13 protein-coding genes are annotated in these 21,971 nt (G+C 69.0%); 2 read left to right on the forward strand and 11 right to left on the reverse strand.

Annotation, left to right across the window (positions count from 1 at the left end; translation table 11 throughout):
- Nucleotides 1-16: 16 nt before the first annotated feature.
- The 10 genes from ACWA7K_RS14485 to ACWA7K_RS14530 form a co-directional block, all read right to left on the reverse strand.
- Nucleotides 17-3,469 (reverse strand): glycoside hydrolase family 15 protein, encoded by a 3,453-nt coding sequence (locus ACWA7K_RS14485; protein WP_456162091.1) that lies wholly within the window; start codon nt 3,467-3,469, stop codon nt 17-19.
- 151 nt (nt 3,470-3,620) lie between these two features.
- Entirely contained in the window at nt 3,621-5,813 is a 2,193-nt protein-coding gene (gene glgB, locus ACWA7K_RS14490) for a 1,4-alpha-glucan branching protein GlgB (protein ID WP_456162092.1), read from the reverse strand.
- A 116-nt stretch (nt 5,814-5,929) separates the two neighbouring features.
- Nucleotides 5,930-7,894 (reverse strand): amylosucrase, encoded by a 1,965-nt coding sequence (locus ACWA7K_RS14495; protein ID WP_456210169.1) that lies wholly within the window; start codon nt 7,892-7,894, stop codon nt 5,930-5,932.
- A gap of 43 nt (nt 7,895-7,937) precedes the next feature.
- Complete coding sequence (locus ACWA7K_RS14500) at nt 7,938-9,647, reverse strand: glycoside hydrolase family 13 protein (RefSeq protein WP_456162094.1); 1,710 nt, start codon at nt 9,645-9,647, stop codon at nt 7,938-7,940.
- Nucleotides 9,648-9,769: 122 nt separating this feature from the next.
- A complete protein-coding gene (locus ACWA7K_RS14505) occupies nt 9,770-10,906 on the reverse strand; it encodes an ABC transporter ATP-binding protein (RefSeq protein ID WP_456162095.1) in 1,137 nt (378 codons plus the stop codon).
- A 48-nt stretch (nt 10,907-10,954) separates the two neighbouring features.
- Nucleotides 10,955-12,646 (reverse strand): alpha-glucosidase family protein, encoded by a 1,692-nt coding sequence (locus ACWA7K_RS14510; RefSeq protein WP_456162096.1) that lies wholly within the window; start codon nt 12,644-12,646, stop codon nt 10,955-10,957.
- A gap of 24 nt (nt 12,647-12,670) precedes the next feature.
- Nucleotides 12,671-14,344: an alpha-glucosidase family protein gene (locus ACWA7K_RS14515; RefSeq protein ID WP_456162097.1), complete on the reverse strand. Its 1,674-nt coding sequence runs from the start codon at nt 14,342-14,344 to the stop codon at nt 12,671-12,673.
- A gap of 4 nt (nt 14,345-14,348) precedes the next feature.
- A complete protein-coding gene (locus tag ACWA7K_RS14520) occupies nt 14,349-15,185 on the reverse strand; it encodes a carbohydrate ABC transporter permease (RefSeq protein WP_456162098.1) in 837 nt (278 codons plus the stop codon).
- Nucleotides 15,185-16,099, reverse strand: a complete 915-nt coding sequence (locus tag ACWA7K_RS14525) for a carbohydrate ABC transporter permease (protein ID WP_456162099.1) — start codon at nt 16,097-16,099, stop codon at nt 15,185-15,187. The genes ACWA7K_RS14520 and ACWA7K_RS14525 overlap by 1 nt, the downstream gene beginning before the upstream one ends.
- Nucleotides 16,100-16,198: 99 nt before the next feature.
- Nucleotides 16,199-17,467: an ABC transporter substrate-binding protein gene (locus ACWA7K_RS14530; protein WP_456162100.1), complete on the reverse strand. Its 1,269-nt coding sequence runs from the start codon at nt 17,465-17,467 to the stop codon at nt 16,199-16,201.
- Between the two features lie 245 nt (nt 17,468-17,712).
- On the opposite strand from ACWA7K_RS14530, the gene glk reads away from it, so the two are divergent.
- Both glk and ACWA7K_RS14540 read left to right on the forward strand, forming a co-directional pair.
- On the forward strand, nt 17,713-19,566 hold the full coding sequence (gene glk, locus ACWA7K_RS14535; protein WP_456162101.1) for a glucokinase: 1,854 nt from the start codon (nt 17,713-17,715) through the stop codon (nt 19,564-19,566).
- Between the two features lie 235 nt (nt 19,567-19,801).
- Complete coding sequence (locus tag ACWA7K_RS14540) at nt 19,802-19,939, forward strand: hypothetical protein (RefSeq protein ID WP_456162102.1); 138 nt, start codon at nt 19,802-19,804, stop codon at nt 19,937-19,939.
- Nucleotides 19,940-20,393: 454 nt separating this feature from the next.
- Here the strand turns inward: ACWA7K_RS14540 and ACWA7K_RS14545 are convergent, their stop codons facing one another.
- Nucleotides 20,394-21,914 (reverse strand): CoA-acylating methylmalonate-semialdehyde dehydrogenase, encoded by a 1,521-nt coding sequence (locus tag ACWA7K_RS14545; RefSeq protein WP_456162103.1) that lies wholly within the window; start codon nt 21,912-21,914, stop codon nt 20,394-20,396.
- Between the last annotated feature and the right edge of the window lie 57 nt (nt 21,915-21,971).

The following is a 21,971-nucleotide window of genomic DNA, read 5'->3' on the forward strand; positions in this document are numbered from 1 at the left end:
CACCCGCCAGCCAGCCCTACCCCCCAGCCGCCTGACCCGCCTCGGCGGTGACTTCAGCGGCTTCGACCGCCCCACCATCGGCCGTCTCGGCCCCGTCCACCGCAGCCTCCGCGACGACTTCCGCCTCGGCCGCCGCAGCCTCCGCCACCGCCTGCGCCGCCTCGGCGCGCGCCTGCTCCACCAGATAGCTCACCGCCGCCATCACGAGGTTGGCGACGCGGTGCGGCGGGTTGGCATAGAACTCGGTCCAGGCCTGCGCGCGGTGTTCGTTGTAGTCGGCCGCGACATGGCCGACGCGGCGTTCCTGCCAGCCCAGGCGGACGGCGATGCCGATCAGCACGTCCATCACCAGCCAGCTGCCCAGCCGCAGGTCCGCGTTGGCGCGGAAGATGTCGCTGAGCGCGAGCAGCGCCTCGATCGTCAGCTGGCGGTACTCGGGTGCCTGGATCTTCTCGAGCAGTTCCTCGACCTGCAGCGCGAAGCCGCGTTCGCCCGGCGTGCTGTCGGCACGGGCCAGCGTGCTGTCGAGCCGGTTGCGGGCGTCGAGCTGGTCACCGATGACGAGGCCCGGCACCTGGCGCAGCAGCGCCCAGATGCGTTCGTGGAAGTCGCCGGGCACACGCGTCAGCACGCCGCTGAGCTCGCGCCACGCCAGCCAGCCGGGCACGTCGTCGGGCAGCACCGGGTCGTGCGAGGCCGAGAAGTCGACCGCCACCAGCGCGGTCTCGCCGTCGCCGGTCTCGTGCACGCGCAGCGACTGCAGGCGCACGAGGTCGCGGCCCATCTCCTGCTCGCGGGCGATGACCTCGCGCAGCCGCGCCATCAGCGCCTGCGGGCTGCAGTCGAGCAGGTGGTCGAAGGCCTCCGCCTGGCTGATCGCATGTTCCAGCGCCAGCCGGCCGGTGATCAGCAGCAGCAGGTACCACGGCCGCAGCGTCAGCGTGCCCTTGAACAGGCCTGGGTCGGCCTTGATCATGGTGCCCAGCAGCAGCACCAGTTCCTGGATCAGCAACCGCGCCCGGGCGTCGTCACCGCCGAAGCGGCGCAGCCGCTCGAACAGCTCGGCATTGCCCAGCGGCGAGGAAATGATGGCCTGGACGTCGTAGGCGCGGCCGAGCGAGACCTGCTTGCCGCGGCCGACGATCTGCGAGACGGCGTCCTCCAGCGTCTCGTCCTGGATGTCCAGCACCGCCGCTGCACGGCGCAGCACGCCCCAGCGGCGTTCGGCGCCGGCGCGGGCGTAGATCGCCTCGGCCAGCTCGCGCACGGTGCCGCCGAGCGACGAACGCGCATCCAGCCCCCAGCGCTGCGACAGCAGCGACAGCACCTCGATCTGCTCGTAGGGGTTACGGCTGCGGGCCAGCAGGCGCTGGTGGAAGGACGGGTCGTGCTCGCGCTCCAGCGTGGCCGCGCGGGCGGGACTGAGCGCGCGCGTGGCGGCCTCTTCCCAGTGCAGCACGGCGGCGGCGACGGCGCCGGTGTCGGGCGCCGAACGTGGTTGCGGCGGCAGCGGCGGCAAGTGGTCGATGGTGCACACCGCCGTCTGCGGCAGCAGCTCGGCCAGCGTCGCGGTCGTCAGGCTGCGCAGCCACGCCAGCAGGGCGTCGGCGCCACGCGTGTCCAGCATCGGCTGGGTGATCAGCACGGCCATCAGCGGCCGTGACGGGCGACGCTCGCGGCGGTGCGGGAGCATCGGCGTGGCGTCGTCGGCGGCCACGCGGGCGTCGACCGCCCACGGCAGGTGGCGGGCATGGCGGCCCAGCCACGCGATCTCGGCCTGCATCTCGTCGATCAGCAGGCCGTTGTCCAGCCCGAGATAGAAGCCCTGGCGGTTGAACAGCGACGGCAGGAAGACCGTCGTGCGCCCGCCCTGGCGGTAGACCTTGCTGGTGGCCAGGGCGCCCAGGCGCTGGGCCGGGCGGCCGCTCAGGCCCAGGTCGTCCCAGCGGCCCAGGTGGGTCAGCGTGGCTTCCAGCTCGTCGGCATATCGGACCTCGGCCAGCGGCCGGACCTCGGCCAGCGTCTGCGCCCGGATGCCGTGCACGGCCAGCCGCGCCTGCACCAGCGGATCGGTCGCCAGCAGGGTCAGCTGCACGGTGGCATCGGCCGGACTCGACGCGGCAACGCCCTTGAGCGGCTCCAGCGTCCGTTGCCGGTTCAGCGGGTCGAGCTGTTCAGGCCGCACCCAGCCTTCCTGCAGCAGCGCGCCGACGAGGTAGAGGCTCTGGGCCCACACCAGCGGCACGTTGTCGTTGGGCTCGCGGTCCTGGCTGTGCGGCTGCTCGCGCTCGGCGTCGATCCGGTCAGCCGGCACGATGTACAGCTCGGGCAGCAGGCGCTGGCCATCGCGCTCGACCATCAGCGATTCGAGCCGCTCGCGGTAGTCGGCCGCGCCGGCCGTGTCCTCGCGCAGGCGGGCGTCGATCAGCAGATAGGTGAAGAACAGCGGCCACTCGCTCTCGATGCGGCGGAAGCGCTGCAGCTCGCCCTGTTCGTAGTGCAGCCGGCTGTGGTCCTCGACGACGGTCTGGTGGCCGTCGCGCAGGAAGCGCTTGCAGCCGTAGCGGCCCTGCAGCTTGGCGACGATGCGCGTGCGCGTGGCCTCGATCAGCGCCGGGTCGTCGACCGCGAAGGCCGGGTAGCCGATCACCGACAGCAGCGCGCCGTCGGTCTCCTTGCTCTCGGACTCGCGCGGCAGCAGCGCGGCCAGCGTGCTGCGGGCATGTGCGATGTCGTCGCCCTGGACGAGGATGCGCGGCGCCCGGCCGGGCAGCAGGTCGGCGTCGGCGATGGCTTCGAGCGCGGCCTTGGCCATGCCCACCGAGCTGGCGTTGATCTCGGCCCGGCCCTGGTTCTGCTTGTGGCCACGCTCCCAGATGCCGTAGTCGGGCGTGCGGTGGGCGCGGGCGAGGTAGTGGACGAGGTTCTGCACGAACGCGACCTCGTGCGGCTCGCGCACGATCGACAGGCCGCTGGCGCTCATCTGCGCCAGCTGCAGCAGGAAGATCGCGGTCGCGTCGATCTGCAGGTGGCCCCATTCCGCGTCACCCACGACCGGGTCGCCGGTGGTCGTCGCGTACTTGGCGTGCAGGGCGTCCAGCGGGTGCTGGGTGTGCTTGAAGCGCTCGACCTTGTGGGCCTGCTTGAGCATCGCCGCCAGCAGGCCGCGCATCAGCGCCTCGACCCGCTCGCGCAACTCGGCCGACAGGGCGGGATCGCGCTCGCGGTGGGCCAGTTCCAGCGCCCAGATGGCGAGGATGCTGTAGACGTTGTCGCGCACCCAGGCGTGGGTGTAGTCGCCATGCACCGTGATCGCGGTGCTCGCCGGCAGCAGGCCGGTGGCCGCGTCCTGGCGCGACAGGATGATCTGGCGGGCCTGCTCGACCCAGCCGGAGAGACGGTCGGTGGCGGGGGTGCCTTCGATGGGAAGGTCGGCCTGGCGGGCCGCAGCCTGCGTCGGAGGGGTCATGGTGTTCTCCCGTGACTCAAGGGTTAACCCTCATTCTGCGGGACGCCACGTCCTTCCAGTTACAGGTGGGGTTCGAAACTGCAAGCGCGTGAACGATCGCAGGCCCGTGCCCGGACCCATGCAAGCCACGGGCCCGGCGGGTGCGTCCGCTTCAGCCCGCGTCGACCACGAACATCACGGTCGCCAGCGGCGGGATGGTCAGCGACAGCGACTGCGCGCAGCCGTGCTGGCCGACCGCCTCGGTCGGGCGCACGGGGTTGTGCACGCCGCTGCCGCCGTAGACCGCCGCGTCGCTGTTGATCAGCTCGCGGTAGGCGCCGGCCTGCGGCACGCCGATGCGGTAGTTCTCGCGCACCACCGGGGTGAAGTTGCAGACCACGACGACGTGCGTGCCGTCGTCGCCCCAGCGCACGAAGGACAGCACCGAGTTCTCGGCGTCGTCATGGCTGAGCCACTGGAAGCCGTCGGGCGTGACGTCGCGCTGGTGCAGCGCGCCGTGGTGGCGGTAGACGCGGTTGAGGTCGCGCACCCAGCGCTGCACGCCCTGGTGCGCCGGGTAGTCCAGCATGTGCCACGGCAGGGCGGTGTTGGCGTTCCACTCGGTGCCCTGGCCGAACTCGCAGCCCATGAACAGCAGCTTCTTGCCCGGGTGGCCCCACATGAAGCCGTAATAGGCCCGCAGGTTGGCGAAGCGCTGCCATTCGTCGCCGGGCATGCGCGCGAGGATCGAGCCCTTGCCGTGCACCACCTCGTCGTGCGAGAGCGGCAGCATGAAGTTCTCGCTGAAGGCGTAGACCAGGCCGAAGGTCATCTGGCCGTGGTGGTACTTGCGGTGCACCGGATCCTGCTGCATGTAGCGCAGCGTGTCGTTCATCCAGCCCATGTTCCACTTGAAGTGGAAGCCCAGGCCGCCGGCCTGCAGGTCCGGACTCGGCGGGCGCGAGACGCCGGGGAAGGCGGTCGATTCCTCGGCCACGGTCATGGCGCCGTCGCGCTGGGTGCCGACGATGTGGTTCATGCGGCGCATGAAGTCGATCGCCTCCAGGTTCTCGCGGCCACCCCAGCGGTTCGGGATCCACTCGCCGTCCTTGCGGCTGTAGTCGCGGTAGAGCATCGAAGCGACCGCATCCACGCGCAGGCCGTCGACGCCGTAGCGCTCCAGCCAGTACAGCGCGTTGCCGACCAGGAAGTTGCGCACCTCCGTGCGGCCGTAGTTGTAGATCAGCGTCTGCCAGTCCTGATGGAAGCCCTCGCGCGGGTCGGCGTGTTCGTACAGGTGGCTGCCGTCGAACCGGCCCAGGCCGTGGGCGTCGGTCGGGAAGTGGCCCGGCACCCAGTCGAGGATCACGCCGATGCCGGCCTCATGGGCCTTGGCGACAAAGTAGCGGAAGTCCTCCGGCGAGCCGAAACGCGAGGTCGGCGCGTACAGGCCCGTCGGCTGGTAGCCCCAGGAGCCGTCGAACGGGTGCTCGTGGACCGGCAGCAGCTCCAGGTGGGTGAAGCCCATGTCCTGCGCGTAGGGCACGAGCTGGTCGGCGATCTCGCGGTAGGTCAGCCACTCGCCGCGTTCGTTGCTGCGCCAGGAGCCGAGGTGGACCTCGTAGACCGAGATCGGCGCCTTCATCGAGTTGGCCTCGCGGCGGGCCGGATCGGCCGGCACGACCGGCGGCAGGCCGTGGATCATCGAGGCGGTCTGCGGCCGCATCTCGGCGCGGAAGCCGACCGGATCGGACTTGACGTGCAACTGCCCGTCGGCGCCCTTGATCTCGATCTTGTAGAGGTCGCCCGGGCCGGCGTGCGGCACGAAGATCTCCCAGACGCCGCACTCGCGGCGCAGCCGCATCATGTGGCGGCGGCCGTCCCAGTTGTTGAAGCCGCCGACGATCGAGACGCGCCGGGCGCTCGGCGCCCAGACCGCGAAGCGCGTTCCGGCCACGCCGCCGATCTCGACCGGATGCGCGCCCAGCTGCTCGTAGGGCCGGTGGTGCGTGCCCTCGGCCAGCAGCCACAGGTCGGTGTCGCCCAGCAGCGTCGAGAAGCGGTAGGCGTCCTCCATCACGTGGCGATGGGTGCCCCAGTCGACGTCGAGCACGTAGACCTCGCGCTCGGCGCTCGGCGGCAGGGTCGCCTCGAACACGTCCGAGCCGGGGATGCGCGGCAGTTCGGCCAGCACGGCACCGCCGTCGCGGCGCAGCGCCCGCACGCCGGCGGCGCCTGGCAGCAGCACCCGCAGGACCCAGCCGGCGCTGGCCGGATCGCCCCCCAGCGGGTGCAGGCCGAGCACCGAGAACGGATCGCCGTGATCGCCCTGCATCAGGGCGGCAAGGGTGGCGGCATCGAGCATGGCAGTCTCCGGCGGTGGTCTGTGCGAGTGGTCTGTGCGGGCGCGCAGTATGGGTTCAGGTCAGCGGGTGCGGGCGAACAAGCGGCGAACAGGAATCGCGCGGTCCGCCAGCGGCCTCAGGCGCGGCGGCAGTCCAGCCAGACCATCTGGTAGGGCGCCAGCGTCAGGTCGCTGCGCAGGTCGTGGCCGTTCTGCGCGATCAGGTCGGCGGCCGCGCCCGGCATGCCCGAGAGCACACGTGCCGCGACGACCTGTTCCTTCTCGCTGAAGTTGGCCAGCACGAGGATGTTGCCGCCGCCGGCCTGGCCTTCGCCATTGCGCAGGAAACCCAGCACGGCCGGGTTGCCCGACCAGAACGGGGTCAGCCGGCCACCGGCGAAGGACGGCAGGTGCTGGCGCACGCGGATCATGTGCGACAGCCCCGCAAAGATGCGCCCGGCATCGGTCGACGGGTCGAGCCGCTGCTCCCAGCGCGCCACGTCGCGGGCCGGCCGGTGGACCCAGCGGCTGTCGCCGGCCTTGCCCGGGTCCTGCAGGTAGCCGTGGTCGTTGAGCGCGCCGAACTCGTCGCCCAGGTAGATCAGCGGGATGCCGCCCGAGGACAGCGCCACGCCGTACAGCAGCAGCATGCGCGCGACCGCGTGCGGGTCGCCCTGCTCCAGCCCGCACAGCGACGCGGCCGTGCCACTGATGCGGCAGTCGCCGGTGGCCGGGTTGTCCTGGAAGGGCACGCCGCGCGCGAAGCTGCCGGGGAACCGGTTGACGAAGAAGCGGTTCAGGAAGGTGCGGTGGTCGAAGCCGTGGATGCCCAGCTGGATCGCGTCCTCGTCGGCGAAGGTCCAGCCGATGTCATCGTGGCTGCGCACGTAGTTGACCCAGGCGGTGTGCTGCGGCAGGTGGTGGCGTTCGGCCAGCGCCTTCTGCAGCATGTTGACCTCGCGCGTGGCCAGCGTGTTCCACAGCAGCGCCATCTGCAGCGGGTTGTACGAGATCTGGCACTCGGCCGGATCGATGTACTTGACGACGTCGTCCGGGTGGACGATCGCCTCGCTCTTGAACAGCATGGCCGGCGCGGCGATGCGGGCGACCGCGTTGTAGGCCCGCAGCAGCTTGTGCGCCTCGGGCAGGTTCTCGCAGCTGGTGCCCAGGCGCTTCCAGATGAAGGCCACGGCGTCCATGCGCAGGAACTCGACGCCCAGGTTGGCGATGTGCAGCATCTCGCCGGCCATCGCGTCGAACACGTCCGGGTTGCCGTAGTTCAGGTCCCACTGGTAGCTGTGGAAGGTGGTCCAGACCCAGCGGTTGTCGGGCAGCGGGCTGAAGGCGCCCGGGTGCTCGTCGGGGAAGATCTCGCGCAGCGTGCGCTCGTAGGCATCGGGCTGCTCGCGGCCCTCGAAGATGTAGAAGAAGTCCTTGTGGCGCGGGTCGCCGGCCAGCGCGGCACGGGCCCACTCGTGTTCATCGCTGGTGTGGTTGAAGACGAAGTCCAGCACCAGCGAGATGCCCTCGTCGCGCAGCTTCTGCGCCAGCCGGCGCAGGTCGTCGATGTGGCCCAGGCTGGGCTTGACGTCGCGGTAGCTGCTGACCGCATAGCCGCCGTCGTTGTGCGGCTCGGGGCACAGGAAGGGCGGCATCAGGTGCAGGTAGGTCAGCCCGAGCGACTTGAAGTAGGGAATCTGCGCCTCGATGCCACGCAGGTTGCCGCCGTACAGGTCGGCATAACAGACGCCGCCGACCATGCGGTGCGACTGGAACCAGTCGGGCTCGGCCTCGCGGCGGCCGTCCAGCGCGCGCAGGTCGGCCGGGCGCGAGGTCCACGACTTCCAGCAGGTCTGCAGCAGCCGGGTCAGGAAGGCCTCGAAGTCGGGCCGGTGGCCATAGAGCGGCGCGAGCTCGCCGACCAGCGTGGTCAGGTGCTGCTGCAGCCGGGCAGCGAAGGCCGGCCACAGCGGGTCGCGGGCGTGCGCACCGGCGACGGCGGCATGGGCCCGCTGCACGCGGGCATCGGCATGGTCGAAGGCCGCGACGGTGGCGGCGGGGCTGGATGAGGTGTTCGAGGCCACGGTGGGTCCTTCCTTCATCGATGGGATCGGGGTGGTCGTTGTCGGGTTCAGCAAGCCGGGCTCAGCCGAGCAGCCGGATCACGCGGGCTTCCCACGGCCGCATCGGCAGCGCGTGCAGGTCGGCCCCGGCCGGCGTCTCGATGTTGGCGATGACGGTCTCCCAGCGTGCGGCCGGGATGTCGGTGGGCAGCTCGAACAGCTGCTCGTCGGCGCTGAAGTTGCACACCACCAGCCAGCGTTCGGCACCCAGCGTGCGGGTGTAGGCGTAGAGCGCCGGATGCTCGGCCAGCAGCAGGTCGTGGCGGCCGTCGACGACGATCGGATGCGCCTTGCGCAGCGCGATCAGCCGGCGGTAGTAGTGATAGACCGAGCCCGCATCGGCCACCGCCTGCGCGGCGTTGACCTGCGGCCAGCTCGGGTTGAGCTTGAGCCACGGCGTGCCGGTCGTGAAGCCTGCGTTCGGGCCGTCGTTCCACGGCATCGGCGTGCGGGCGTTGTCGCGGCCCTTGGCATGGATCGCGCGCATCACCTCGGCAGGGTCCTCGCCCCGTTCGGTCGTCGCGACGCGGTACATGTTGCGCGTCTCGATGTCCTGGTAGTCGTCGATGGTCGGGAAGCGCACGTTGCCCAGGCCCAGTTCCTCGCCCTGGTAGACATAGGGCGTGCCCTGGTGCAGGTGCAGCCAGGTGCCGAGCATCTGGGCCGAACGGACGCGGTGCTCGCCGTCATCGCCGAAACGCGAGACCGGCCGCGGCTGGTCGTGGTTGCTCAGGTAGAGGCTGTTCCAGCCGCAGCCGTGCAGCTCGTCCTGCCAGCGTGCCATCGTGCGCTTGAGGTCGCGCAGGTCCAGCGGCTTCAGCGCCCACTTGCCACGCGGATCGCCGGGCAGGCTGTCGAGGTCCATGTGCTCGAACTGGAACAGCATGTTGAGCGCGCCATCGACCGGGTCCGAGATCTCGCGGCCCTGCCGGGTGGTCGCCATCGGCGCCTCGCCCACCGTCAGCGTGTCGTGGTGGTCGAGCACCTCGTGGCGCATCTCGCGAAGGTATTCCAGCAGGCGCGGGCCGTTGCAGGTCAGCGCGAAGCCGGGCTGCAGGAAGCCGTCGCGCACGACCGGCGCGTCGGGCAGGCTGCCGTCCTCGCGCCACGGCTTGGAGATCATGTTGATGACGTCCATGCGGAAGCCGTCGACGCCGCGTTCGAGCCAGAAGCGCATCAGCGCATAGACCTCCTGGCGCAGGGCCGGGTTCTCCCAGTTCAGGTCCGGCTGCTTGCGGCTGAACATGTGCAGGTAGTACTCGCCGGTCGGCTCGTTCCATTCCCACACCGAGCCCGAGAAGGCCGCTTCCCAGTTGGTCGGTGGCGAGCCATCGGCCTTCGGCTCGCGCCAGATGTAGTGGTCGTGGTACGGGTTGTCGCGGCTGCTGCGGGCCTGCTGGAACCACGCGTGTTCATCGGAGCTGTGGTTGACCACCAGGTCCATCACCAGCTTGATGCCACGCGCGTGCATGGCCGCCAGCATCTCGTCGAAGTCGGCCAGCGTGCCGAACTCGGGCGCGATGTCGCGGTAGTCGCTGATGTCGTAGCCGTTGTCGTCCTGCGGCGAGCGGTAGACCGGCGACAGCCAGACCACGTCGACGCCCAGCGCCTGCAGGTGGTCCAGCTTCGAGGTGATGCCACGCAGGTCGCCGATGCCGTCGCCGTTGCTGTCGCAGAAGCTGCGCGGGTAGATCTGGTAGACGACGCTGGTTTTCCACCAGGGTGTGTTCATGACGGCATTTCCTGCTGAACGACGGGGACGCGAACGCACACACGGGCCGGCCGGCGGCCCGTGCGGGTTCGGGGTCGAGGGCCGCGGACGGGGCCCGGGGTCAGGCGCGGATCAGGCCCGGATCAGGCCGGCAATTGGACCGTGCGGCGGAAGGCCTGGCCGCCGGCATCGAACACGTGGCAATGCTCGGCCCGCACGCGCAGCGTGATGCGGTCGCCGGCGTTGGCACCGGAATGGCCTTCGACACGCAGCGTGGCCATCGGCGCGTCGGCGGCGATGTCCAGGTAGAGCATCGACGAGTCACCCAGCCGTTCGAGCTGGCGCACCGACGCATGCAGCGACGCACCGACGCCTTCGTCGCCGGCCAGCAGGTGCTCGGGGCGGATGCCCAGCGAGACCTTGTCGCCCGGCTTGGCGGCACGGGCGTCGACGGCGGCGGTGATCTGCTCGCCATGCACCTCGACGACCGCGTGGTCGGCCTCGGCACGCACCAGCTTGCCGGGCAGCACGTTCATCTTCGGGCTGCCGATGAACTCGGCCACGAACAGGTTCTGCGGCCGGTGGTACAGGTCCATCGGCGTGCCGAACTGGGCCACGCTGCCCTCTTCCTCGACCGCCTTGCCGGCACGCAGCAGCACGATCTTGTCGGCCAGCGTCATGGCCTCGACCTGGTCGTGCGTCACGTAGATCATGCTGGCGGTGCCGATGTCGTGGTGAAGCTTGGCAATCTCCAGACGGGTCTGCACGCGCAGCGCGGCGTCCAGGTTGGACAGCGGCTCGTCGAACAGGAAGACCTCGGGCTCCTTGACGATCGCGCGGCCGATCGCCACGCGCTGGCGCTGGCCGCCCGACAGGGCCTTGGGCAGGCGGTCGAGCAGGTGGGTCAGCTGCAGGATCTCGGCCGCGCGCTTGACCTTCTTCTCGATCGCGATCTTGTCGGAGCCCAGCACGCGCAGGCCGAAGGCCATGTTCTCGGCCACCGTCATGTGCGGGTACAGGGCATAGCTCTGGAACACCATCGCCACGCCACGCTGCGCCGGTTCGAGGTCGTTGACACGACGCCCGCCGATGGCCAGGTCACCGGAGGTGATGTCCTCCAGGCCCGCGACCATGCGCAGCAGCGTCGACTTGCCGCAGCCCGAAGGCCCGACGAAGACGCAGAACTCGCCCTTCTCGATGGTGAGGTTGGCGTTGTTGATGGTCAGCGGCAGGCCGGGGGCATAACGCTTGCAGATCTGCTTGAAGTCGATGCGTGACATGGCGAGCGTGGTGGGTTGGACGAGAGGTTTGGAAGATCAGCCGGCCGGTCAGGCCAGTCGGGCGAAGAACACGCCGAAGGGCTCGAAGGCCACCGTCGTGCCGTCGAGCGTGGCGCCACGCGCACCGCTGTCGGACAGGACGTCGGCCACGGCCATCGTGGCATCGAGGGGGAGCGCGGCCGTCGTCGGGCTCAGGTTGAAGGCGCACAGCACGCGCTCGCCGGCGTGCTCGCGCACGAAGGCCAGCACCTGGGCGTCTTCACCGACCAGCGTCAACGAGCCCTTGAGCAGCGCCGGCTGCGTCTTGCGCCAGGCCAGCAGGCGGCGGTAGGCGTTCAGCGTCGAGGCCGGATCGGCTTCCTGCCGGTCGACCGCCAGGGCCTGGTGGTCCGGGCTGACCGGCAGCCATGGCTTGACGCTTGCACCGGCCGGGCTGAAGCCCAGGTCCTGACCGTCGGCTTCCCACGGGAACGGCGTGCGACAGCCGTCGCGGCCCTTGAAGTCCGGCCACATCGTGATGCCGTACGGGTCCTGCAGGTCCTCATAGGCGATGACCGCTTCGGGCAGGCCGAGCTCGTCGCCCTGGTAGATGCAGACGCTGCCGCGCAGGCTCAGCTGCAGCGCGGCGGCGGCACGCACCATCGCGGCCTGGGTCTGCGCGTCGAAGCCGGTGTTCCAGCGCGAGGCCAGGCGCACGCAGTCGTGGTTGGACAGGGCCCAGCAGGCCCAGCCCTTGTCGGCCGTCGGCGCGACACGCTCGAACTTGGCGATGACACCACGCACGTACGCCGCGCTGCCGTCGGGCGACAGCAGGTCGAAGCAGTAGCCCATGTGCAGCTTGTCGAAGTCGGCGGTGTACTGCGCCACCATCAACATGCCGGACTCGTCACCGATCTCGCCGACCATCGTCGTGTCGGGGTACTGGTCGACCAGCGCGCGGATGCGCTGCAGGAAGCCCAGTGCGTCAGGCCGGCTGCGGTCGTAGATGTGCTGCTGCCAGGCGTACGGGTTGGTCGAGGCGACCGTCGGGTTCGACGCGTCGGGTTCGCCGATGCCGGGGTTGCTGCGCAGCTCGGCGTCGTGGAAGCAGAAGTTGATCGCGTCGAGCCGGTAGCCGTCGACACCGAAGTCGAGCCAGAACTTCACCGATGCGAGCAGCGCTTCCTGCACCTCGGGATTGTGGAAGTTCAGGTCCGGCTGGCTGGCCAGGAAGTTGTGCAGGTAGTACTGGCGACGCCGGGTGTCCCATTGCCACGAGCTGCCGCCGAACACGCTGAGCCAGTTGTTGGGCGGCGTGCCGTCGTCCTTCGCGTCGGCCCAGACGAACCAGTCGGCCTTCGGGTTGTCGCGGCTGGAGCGGCTTTCCTTGAACCACGGGTGCTGGTCCGAGCAGTGCGACAGGACCTGGTCGATGATGACCTTCAGGCCCAGCGCATGGGCGCGGTCGACCAGCGCCTTGAAGTCGGCCAGCGTGCCGAACATCGGGTCGATGTCGTTGTAGTCGCTGACGTCGTAGCCGAAGTCCTTCATCGGCGACTTGAAGATCGGCGACAGCCAGATGGCCTCGGCGCCGAGCTTGGCGACATGCTCCAGCCGGCGCGTGATGCCCGGCAGGTCGCCGATGCCGTCGCCGTTGCTGTCCTGCCAGCTGCGCGGGTAGATCTGGTAGATGACGCCGCTGCGCCACCACTCGTTGTTCGGGGCCTTGGTGGCGACGGCGGAGGAGGTACTGCTGCTCATGGTGTGTCTTCGGGTGATGTCAGGTCAGGCGCGGGCCAGCTGTGCAAACAGCACGCCCCAAGGTTCGAAGGCGACCACGTCGCCCTGCACGGCCGCACCGTGCACGCCGCTGCCAGCAAGGACCGGGCCGATGCGCATGGCGGCACCGTCCGCCGCTGCGGGCGACCAGCGCACCGCCGTGTCGGACAGGTTGAAGGCGCACAGCACGCGCTCGCCGTCGTGCTCGCGCACATAGGCCAGCACCTGCGGGTGCACGGCCAGCAGCGTCATGTCGCCGTGGATCAGCGCCGGCACGCCGCGCCGCCACGCCAGCAGCGCGCGGTAGGTCTCGTAGACCGAGCCGGCCTGGCCGCGCTGGCGGTCGGCCGCCAAGGCGCGGTGCGGCTCGGCCACCGGCAGCCACGGCTTGACGGTTGAACCCGCTGCACCAAAGCCCAGGTCGGCCGCATCGGCCTCCCAGGCCATCGGCGTGCGGCAGCCGTCGCGGCCCTTGTAGTCCGGCCACATCGTGATGCCGTACGGGTCCTGCAGGTCCTCGAAGGCGATGTCGGCCTCCGGCAGGCCGAGTTCGTCGCCCTGGTAGAGGCAGGCGGTGCCACGCAGGCTCAGCTGCAGCGCGGCGGCGGCCTTCAGCAGGCCGACCGGCGGGTGGGCGCCGCCCCAGCGCGTGGCCACGCGCGGGATGTCGTGGTTGGTGATGGCCCAGCACGGCCAGCCCTGGCCGACGATCTGGTTGAAGCGCGTGAACACGCCGTGCAGGTAGGTCGACCCGTGCGGCTCGCCGAGCAGGTCGAAGCAGTAGGCCATGTGCAGCATCGGCAGGCCGTCCGGACCGGGCGCGGTGTACTGCGCCACGCGGGCCAGGCCGTCGTCGTCGCCGATCTCGCCGACCATCGTCGTGTCCGGGTACTGGTCGACCAGCGCACGCAGGCGCTGCAGGAACCGCAGGTTCTCCGGCTGGCTCTTGTCGAAGTGGTGCCACTGCCAGGCGTACGGGTTGACCGGGCTGACCGCCGGGTCGCTGCCATCGGGCATGCCGCGGCCCGGGTTGGGGCGCAGCTGCTGGTCGTGGAAGTAGAAGTTGACGACGTCGAGCCGGTAGCCGTCGACGCCGAAGTCGAGCCAGAACTTCACCGAGTCCAGCACGGCCTGCTGGACCTCGGGGTGGTGGAAGTTCAGGTCCGGCTGGCTGGTCAGGAAGTTGTGCAGGAAGTACTGGCGCCGGCGCGTGTCCCATTGCCAGGCGCTGCCGCCGAAGATGCTCAGCCAGTTGTTGGGCGGCGTGCCATCGGCCTTCGCGTCGGCCCAGACATACCAGTCGGCCTTGGCGTTCTCGCGGCTGGATCGGCTCTCCTTGAACCACGGGTGCTGGTCGCTGGTGTGCGAATACACCTGGTCGATCATGACCTTCAGGCCCAGTGCATGGGCCCGCTCGACCAGCGCCTTGAAGTCGGCCAGCGTGCCGAACATCGGGTCGACATCGCAGTAGTCGCTGATGTCGTAGCCGAAGTCCTTCATCGGCGACTTGAAGAACGGCGACAGCCAGATGCCGTCGGCACCCAGCGCGGCGATGTGGTCCAGCCGGCGCGTGATGCCGGGCAGGTCGCCGATGCCGTCGCCGTTGCTGTCCTGGAAGCTGCGGGGGTAGATCTGGTAGATCACCCCACCGCGCCACCAGCCGCTGTTGCTGGCCTTCATCGTGTCAGCCCTTGACGGCGCCAGCGGTCAGGCCCGAGACGATCTTCTGCTGGAACACCAGCACGAGCACCACCAGCGGCACGGTCACGATGACCGAGGCGGCCATGATCGAGCCCCACGGGATCTCGTAGGCGGTGGCGCCCGAGATCATCGAGATGCCCACCGGCACGGTGCGGCGGAAGTCGTCGGTCACGAAGGTCAGCGCGAACAGGAACTCGTTCCACGCGCCGATGAAGGCCAGCAGGCCGGTCGACACGAGGGCCGGCGCGAGCAGCGGCATGAAGACCTCGAAGATGATCCGCATGGGGCCGCAGCCGTCCATGATCGCGGCCTCTTCCAGCTCCTTGGGCAGACCGCGCATGAAGGTGGTCAGCATCCAGACGGTGAAGGGCAGCGTGAACACGGTGTAGGGCACGACCAGGCCGATGGCGCGGTTGTACAGGCCGAGCGACTGCATCAGCTCGAACATGCCCGACAGCACGGCCACCTGCGGGAACATCGACACCGCCAGGATCGCCAGCAGCAGCGTGCTCTTGCCCTTGAAGTTGATGCGGCCCAGCGCGTAGGCCGCCGTGATCGCCATGAACATCGAGATCACCACCGTGATGGTGGCGACCATGATCGAGTTGCCCAGCTGCGTGCCGAAGGGCTGCTTGCCCTGGAACAGCGTGATGTAGTTCTGGATGGTCGGCGACTCCGGTAGCAGGCTGGTGCTGAACAGCGCGGTGCCGGTCTTGAGCGAGGTCGTGACGGTGTACAGGAAGGGATAGACCGAGATGACGACGACGAGGAACGCGAAGAAGTAGATCGCGATCGAGCCCCACAGAGGACGCTTGTTCATCAGTTGGACTCCTCGTTGAGCTTGACCCGCGCGGCGCGCATGAACAGCACGGCGGTCAGGAAGATGATGAACGTCAGCGATGTCGAGGCGGCCGAGCCGGAGCCCAGGTTGCCGTTGTCGACCATGTCGCGGCGCACGTAGCCCGACATGCTGATGGTGCTGCCGCTGTTGGACGTCAGCACGAAGATGAGGTCGAACACGCGCAGCGCGTCGAGCAGGCGGAAGATCACCGCGACCATCAGCGGATGCTTGATCAGCGGCAGCGTCACCTTCCAGAACAGGCGCAGCGGGTGCACGCCATCGACGCGGGCGGCCTCGTAGCAGTCCTTGGGCAGGGTCTGCAACGCGGCCAGGCACAGCAGTGCCATGAAGGGAGTCGTCTTCCAGACGTCGACCGCCACGACCGTCCACAGCGCATAGGCCGGATCGGCGGTGAACGCGATCTTGGTCGTGATGAAGCCGAAGTCGACCAGCAGCTGGTTGATCAGCCCGAACTGGTCATGCAGGATCCAGCCCCACATCTTGGCCGACACGATGGTCGGGATCGCCCAGGGCACCAGCACGGCGGTGCGCACCAGCGCACGGCCCTTGAACTCCTGGTTCAGCAGCATCGCCACGCCCAGGCCGGCCAGCGTCTCCAGCGCCACCGACACGATCGAGAACTGGAAGGTGTTCTTGATCGACACACCCCAGTCGGTCTCCCAGAACTCCTTGGAGAACACCGAGTTGCCGAACAGCCCGTACTCCGAGAAGTAGTTGTCGAAGCCGATGTAGCTGTATTCGGAGATGTTGTTGATGTTGGTGTCGGTGAAGCTGAACCAGATGGAACGAGCCAGCGGCCAGCCGGCCACCAGGACCATCAGGACCAGCATCGGGATCAGGAAGGTCCAGGCGATGCGCGCGCGGTTTTTCATGGGAGGGTCCCGACTGCAAAGACAGGAACGGGGCGCGACCGGTGAAGGAAGGCGCCCCGTCGGAGCTGCGCCCCGAGGGGCGCAACGTCACTCAACAGATCACCACTTGTTCTTCTTGATCTGCTTGAGCTTGGCTTCGAGCTTCTTGACGGACTCGGCGCCGGTCGACTTCTTCGACAGCACTTCGTGGGTCGCGTCCCAGAACGCTTGCGAGACTTCCGGGTACTTCAGGCCGGTCGCGGTGGCCGGACGGGCCGCAGCGTTGGTGAAGACGTCCAGCAGCTCGACCATGAACGGGTTCGCCTTGGCGATGTCGGCGTCCTTGTACAGGGCCGGGATCGTCGGGTTGTACGAACCACCGACGGCGCGCTTCTTCTGGATCTCGGCGCTGGCCATGTACAGGGCCAGCGAGGCGGCGGCGTCAACGTTCTTGGAGTACTTGTTGACGGCCAGCTGCCAGCCACCCAGCGTGGCGGCCTTCTTGGCACCCGGGCCGGAGCCGGCGGGCAGGGCGGCGACGCCGATCTTGTCCTTGATCGGGCTGTCAGCGGCCTGACCCAGCGACCAGGCGTACGGCCAGTTGCGCATGAACGCAGCCTTGCCGTTCTGCCACACGCCGCGGGCGTCTTCCTCGCCGTAGTTCAGCACGCCGCTCGGAGCGATGTTGCCGATCCACGAGGCGGCGGTGTCGAGCGCCTTGGCAGCCTGCGGGTTGTTGATGGTGATGTTGCCCTTGTCGTCGATGATGGTGCCGCCGCCGTGGCTGACGACCCACTCGAGCGCGTCGCAGGTCAGGCCTTCATAGGCCTTGGCCTGGAACACGAAGCCCTGGAAGTCCGGGGTGGCAGCGCGTTCGGCGTCCTGGATCTTCTTGGCGCCAGCGGCCAGCTCTTCCCAGGTGCCCGGAACCTTCACGCCGTGCTTGGCCAGCAGGTCCTTGCGATAGAACAGCAGGCCGGCGTCGGTGAACCAGGGGATGCCCAGCAGCTTGCCGTCGACGGTGTTGTTGGCCACGATCGCCGGGAAGTGCTCCTTCTCGACGCCCTTGCTGTACTTCTTCAGGTCGACCAGGTGGTCCTTGATGACGCCCGGCCAGACCACGTCGATCATGATGACGTCGAGGTCGGACGACTTGGCGGCGAACTGCTGACGCAGCAGGGCCAGGTTGTCGGTCGTGCTCGCCGGCGGCGTGTACATCTTGACGGTGTGGCCGTTCTTCTTGCCCCACTCTTCCGCGAACTTGCCGCAGAACTCGACGTCGGCAGCGTTGTTGCCGCAGGAGATGGTCAGCGTGGCGGCTTGAGCGCCGGCCAGGCCGCCGAAAGCCAGGGCGAGCCCGGCGACGATGTGCTTGTAGGTGATCGACATGGAAGGTGTCTCCGCAAAAAGGGGTGGCAAAAGCCGCCACGCCGCCAATGTAATTTCCATACATCGATCTCCGAATCAGGGTAAACACTGAAGTTTGGAAGGTCGTCACTCAACCGCAATCACGTTTTTGTCCAGGACAATGGACTTTCGCAATCGATTGCGAGTTGCCGATCCGAACAAACACGGATTTCCATGCGGGCCTGACCACTTCCGGGTTACAACGTAATTTCATTACACTGATTCCCATGAGCTCCCCCGAGTTGACGGTCGTGTACCCCGATGGCCTGCGGCTGCTGGCCGACGTTGGCGCCTCCAACGTGCGCTTCGCGCTCGAGTGCGCCCCGGACCAGTACAGCGCCTCGGACGTCCTGCCCTGCGCCGCCTTCGAGTCGCTGGAAGAGGCGGTGCGCAACTTCCTGGCCAGCCAGGGCAACCCGGCCGTGCGCCATGCCGCGTTCTCGCTGCCCAACCCGATCTCGGGCGACCACGTCCAGCTGACCAACCACCCGTGGTCGTTCTCGGTCGAGGGCATGCGCCGCGGGCTGGGCCTGAAGACGCTGCTGGCGGTCAACGACTACAGCGCGCTGGCGATGGGCCTGACCCGGCTCGAACCGTCCGAGCAGGTCCAGGTCGGCGGCGGTGAGCCGTCACCCGGTGGCGTGCAGGGCGTGATCGGTCCGGGCAGCGGCCTGGGCGTGTCGGCGCTGATTCCCGTGCAGGACCGCTACGTGACGCTGCCCAGCGAGGGCGGCCATGCCAGCTATGCGCCGCAGGACGCGCAGGAGGCGCTGGTGGTGGCCGCCGCGCAGGCGCGTCACGGCCATGCCTCGGGCGAACGGCTGATCTCGGCCAGCGGGCTGGAGCTGATCTACGAGACGCTGGCCGCGCGCACCGGCGGCAGCGTGCCGGCCACGCTGGCCGCGCCGGAGGTGTCGGCCCGCGCACTGGCCGAGCCGCATTGCCCGGTCGCACGCGAGGCGCTGTCGATGTTCTGCGCGATGCTCGGCACCGTCGCCGGCAACCTCGCGCTGACGCTGGGCAGCACCGGCGGCATCTACATCGGCGGCGGCATCGTGCCGAAGATCCTGCCCTTCTTCATGCAGTCCGCGTTTCGCGCCCGCTTCGAGCAGAAGGGCCGTTTCACGCGCTGGCTGCAGGCCATCCCGACGTGGGTCGTGGTGGCGCCGCGTTCGGCGCTGCGCGGCGCCTCGGCCTTCCTGGAAGACCATCTGACGGCCGACCACGGCGCCGAGCCGCTGCTCGACGATGTGCGCGCGGCGCTGCAGAAGCTGTCGACCTCCGAGCGACTGGTCGCCAACGACCTGCTGTCGGCGCCACGTGCCTGGATGAGCGACCCGATCGCCCGCATCGCCGACCGCTGCGGCGTCAGCACGCCGACCGTGCTGCGCTTCTGCCGCTCGATGGGCTTCAAGGGCCTGGCCGACTTCAAGCTGCGGCTGGGTGCCGGCCTGTCGGGCACGACCAAGGTCACGCACCGCGGTGTCAGCCCCGAAGCGCCCACGGCCGAGCGCATGGCGACCATCCTCAACAACTCGATCTCGGCGATGGTGGCGCTGCGCGACCGGCTGCATCCGGAAGCCTTCGAGCAGGCCGTGACCCTGCTCGCGAACGCCGGTCACATCGAGGTCTACGGCGTCGGCACGGCCGCGCTGGTGGCCGAGGAGGCGCAGCACAAGTTCGGCCGCGTCGGCCTGCGCGCGGTGGCCCGCACCGACGCGCAGCTGCAGAGCATCACGGCGGCCTTCCTGGGCGGCGACGACGTGCTGCTGGTGATCTCGAACTCGGGCGCCATCGAGCCGATCAACGAGGCCGTCACACGCGCCCGTCGCGGCGCCGCCAAGGTCATCGCGATGTGCCCGCAACGCAGCGACCTGGCCCGCCTGGCCGATGTCGTCCTGCCGGTCGACCACCCGGAAGACCGCCAGGCCCTGGTGCCGATGGTCTCGCGCCTGATGCAGACGGTGATCCTCGACGTCCTCGTCTCCGACCTCGCCCTCCAGCGCCGCGACCTGATCGCCCGCCAGCTCGCCCGCCAGGACGACCTGCGCTACGAGACCCTCAGCTCGCACAGCCGTTGAGTCGGCGCATCGGCACGACCGCGTCGGACGCCGCAATGGGGTGCGTGAACGACGTGGACCGCCGTGATTTCGCAATCCCTGGATGGTCGACCCGGCAGGCTGGATGCCTTGATGGTCATCTGGCCACGTCCATCCACGGCCGGAAACAGGAATGCAGCCCCTGCCCGAGCTGCATCGTGTGTAGGCGTTGTATACGGGCTTGGGCAGAGCCACTCCTCGCTTCCACGCGAACATTGTGCCCTTCGCCAACACGCACGATTTCACCGATGCGAACGCCGGCAAGAAGGTCCTGTCGTCCAGGCGCATGCTGATGCGGCACGGCGACATGCCGCGTTTCAGCGACCGCGTGACGGGCCGTGCAAAAGCCGGTTGAACGGTGTTGAAAGAAGGCTGGACACGCCGACTTCGCGCGTGACGCGCCTTGGCCCAGAGCCCGTCGGACACCGAAGGTGTCCGACCTACCAGAACGCCATTCAACGCCCCACATCCCGCCGCCCTCCGGCGGCGCCATTGGGGGTGGCCGGGCACGACCGTGTCCGACCTACCGGTGTGGGCGATGGCGGATTGAACGGGGTTCGGGCGGCATTCCGAACGGTTGCCGAACGCATTCCACGCGGCTCCCCATGACCCCCCGGTAGGTCGGACACCTCCGGTGTCCGACGGGCTCGTGCCCATCGAACCCAGGGCCGAGCGCCGGGCCGCCCCAAGCCGGCCCGGTCCCCTCGGGGGACCGACCGGTGTACTCACCGGGCGAGGGGCTGACATCCTTCCGGCCCGGTGTCCCCACGGGGGACCGCCCGGCGTACCCGCCGGGCGAGGGGCCTACATCACTTCGCCGTCGGCATCGTGAACTCGGCGCCCTTGGCGATGCTGGCGGGCCAGCGTTGCATGATCGACTTCTGCTTGGTGTAGAAGCGCACGCCCTCTTCGCCGTAGGCGTGCATGTCGCCGAACAGGCTCTTCTTCCAGCCGCCGAAGCCGTGCCAGGCCATCGGCACGGGGATCGGCACGTTGATGCCGACCATGCCGACCTGGATGTGGCGGGCGAACTCGCGGGCGACGTTGCCGTCGCTCGTGTAGCAGGCCACGCCGTTGCCGTACTCGTGGGCGTTGACCAGCTCGACCGCGCTGGCGAAGTCGGGCACGCGCACGCAGGACAGCACCGGGCCGAAGATCTCTTCCTGGTAGATGCGCATCGACGGCGTGACGTGGTCGAACAGCGTGCCGCCGGTGAAGAAGCCGCCCTCGAAGCCGGGCACCTTGAAGTTGCGGCCGTCGACGACCAGCTGGGCGCCCTCTTCCACGCCGATGCCGATGTAGCCCTCGATGCGGTCACGCGCCTGGGCCGTGACGATCGGGCCCATCTCGGCGTCCAGCTCCATGCCGTTCTTGACCTTCAGCGTGCGGGCACGCTCGGCCACGCGTTCGACGACGCGGTCGGCGATGTCGCCGACCAGCACGGCCACCGAGATCGCCATGCAGCGTTCGCCGGCCGAGCCGTAGGCCGCGCCGATCAGCGCGTCGACGACCTGGTCGACGTCGGCATCGGGCATCACGACCATGTGGTTCTTCGCGCCGCCGAGCGCCTGCACGCGCTTGCCGTGGTGCGCGCCGGTCTCGTAGATGTACTGCGCGATCGGGGTCGAGCCGACGAAGGACAGCGCCTTCACGTCGACGTGCGTCAACAGCGTGTCGACGGCGACCTTGTCGCCCTGGACGACGTTGAACACGCCCGCCGGCAGGCCCGCCTGGGCCAGCAGGTCGGCCATGAACAGGGCGGCCGACGGGTCACGCTCGCTGGGCTTGAGCACGAAGGTGTTGCCGCAGGCGATGGCCACCGGGAACATCCAGCACGGGACCATGCACGGGAAGTTGAACGGCGTGATGCCGGCGACGACGCCGAGCGCCTGGCGCATCGTCCAGTTGTCGATGCCGGTGGAGACCTGCTCGGTGTAGTCGCCCTTGAGCAGCTGCGGGATGCCGCAGGCGAACTCGACGATCTCGATGCCGCGCGTCACCTCGCCCTGGGCGTCGGTGAAGACCTTGCCGTGTTCGGCCACGATGATCGCGGCCAGCTCGTCGCGGTGCTGGTTCAGCAGCGCGAGGAACTTGTCCATCACGCGGGCACGGCGGATCGCCGGGGTCTGCGACCAGGCCGGGAAGGCGGCCTTGGCGGCGGCGACGGCGGCGTTGACCTCGTCGACCGAGGCCAGCGCGACCTGGCGGGCGACCTGGCCGGTGGCCGGGTTGAACACGGCCTGCGAACGGCCGCTGGTGCTGGCGACGACCTGGCCGCCGATGTAGTGGCCCACGTCGGCCGTGGAAGTGAATGCGTCGGGTGCGCCCATGTCGGTCTCCTGGAGGTGGGCAGACCGCCGAAGCGCAGGCTGCCGGGTTCATGTGCT

It is taken from the genome of Leptothrix mechoopdaensis (SeqCode) (assembly GCF_053893855.1).

What these genes read in the sequence shown, in the direction of transcription:
- glk (WP_456162101.1), top strand. Translation starts at nt 17,713, where the DNA reads ATGAGCTCCCCCGAGTTGACGGTCGTGTACCCCGATGGCCTGCGGCTG.
- ACWA7K_RS14505 (WP_456162095.1), bottom strand. Translation starts at nt 10,906, where the DNA reads ATGTCACGCATCGACTTCAAGCAGATCTGCAAGCGTTATGCCCCCGGC.
- ACWA7K_RS14515 (WP_456162097.1), bottom strand. Translation starts at nt 14,344, where the DNA reads ATGAAGGCCAGCAACAGCGGCTGGTGGCGCGGTGGGGTGATCTACCAG.
- ACWA7K_RS14495 (WP_456210169.1), bottom strand. Translation starts at nt 7,894, where the DNA reads ATGAAGGAAGGACCCACCGTGGCCTCGAACACCTCATCCAGCCCCGCC.
- ACWA7K_RS14520 (WP_456162098.1), bottom strand. Translation starts at nt 15,185, where the DNA reads ATGAACAAGCGTCCTCTGTGGGGCTCGATCGCGATCTACTTCTTCGCG.
- ACWA7K_RS14525 (WP_456162099.1), bottom strand. Translation starts at nt 16,099, where the DNA reads ATGAAAAACCGCGCGCGCATCGCCTGGACCTTCCTGATCCCGATGCTG.
- ACWA7K_RS14510 (WP_456162096.1), bottom strand. Translation starts at nt 12,646, where the DNA reads ATGAGCAGCAGTACCTCCTCCGCCGTCGCCACCAAGGCCCCGAACAAC.
- ACWA7K_RS14485 (WP_456162091.1), bottom strand. Translation starts at nt 3,469, where the DNA reads ATGACCCCTCCGACGCAGGCTGCGGCCCGCCAGGCCGACCTTCCCATC.
- ACWA7K_RS14530 (WP_456162100.1), bottom strand. Translation starts at nt 17,467, where the DNA reads ATGTCGATCACCTACAAGCACATCGTCGCCGGGCTCGCCCTGGCTTTC.
- ACWA7K_RS14545 (WP_456162103.1), bottom strand. Translation starts at nt 21,914, where the DNA reads ATGGGCGCACCCGACGCATTCACTTCCACGGCCGACGTGGGCCACTAC.
- glgB (WP_456162092.1), bottom strand. Translation starts at nt 5,813, where the DNA reads ATGCTCGATGCCGCCACCCTTGCCGCCCTGATGCAGGGCGATCACGGC.
- ACWA7K_RS14500 (WP_456162094.1), bottom strand. Translation starts at nt 9,647, where the DNA reads ATGAACACACCCTGGTGGAAAACCAGCGTCGTCTACCAGATCTACCCG.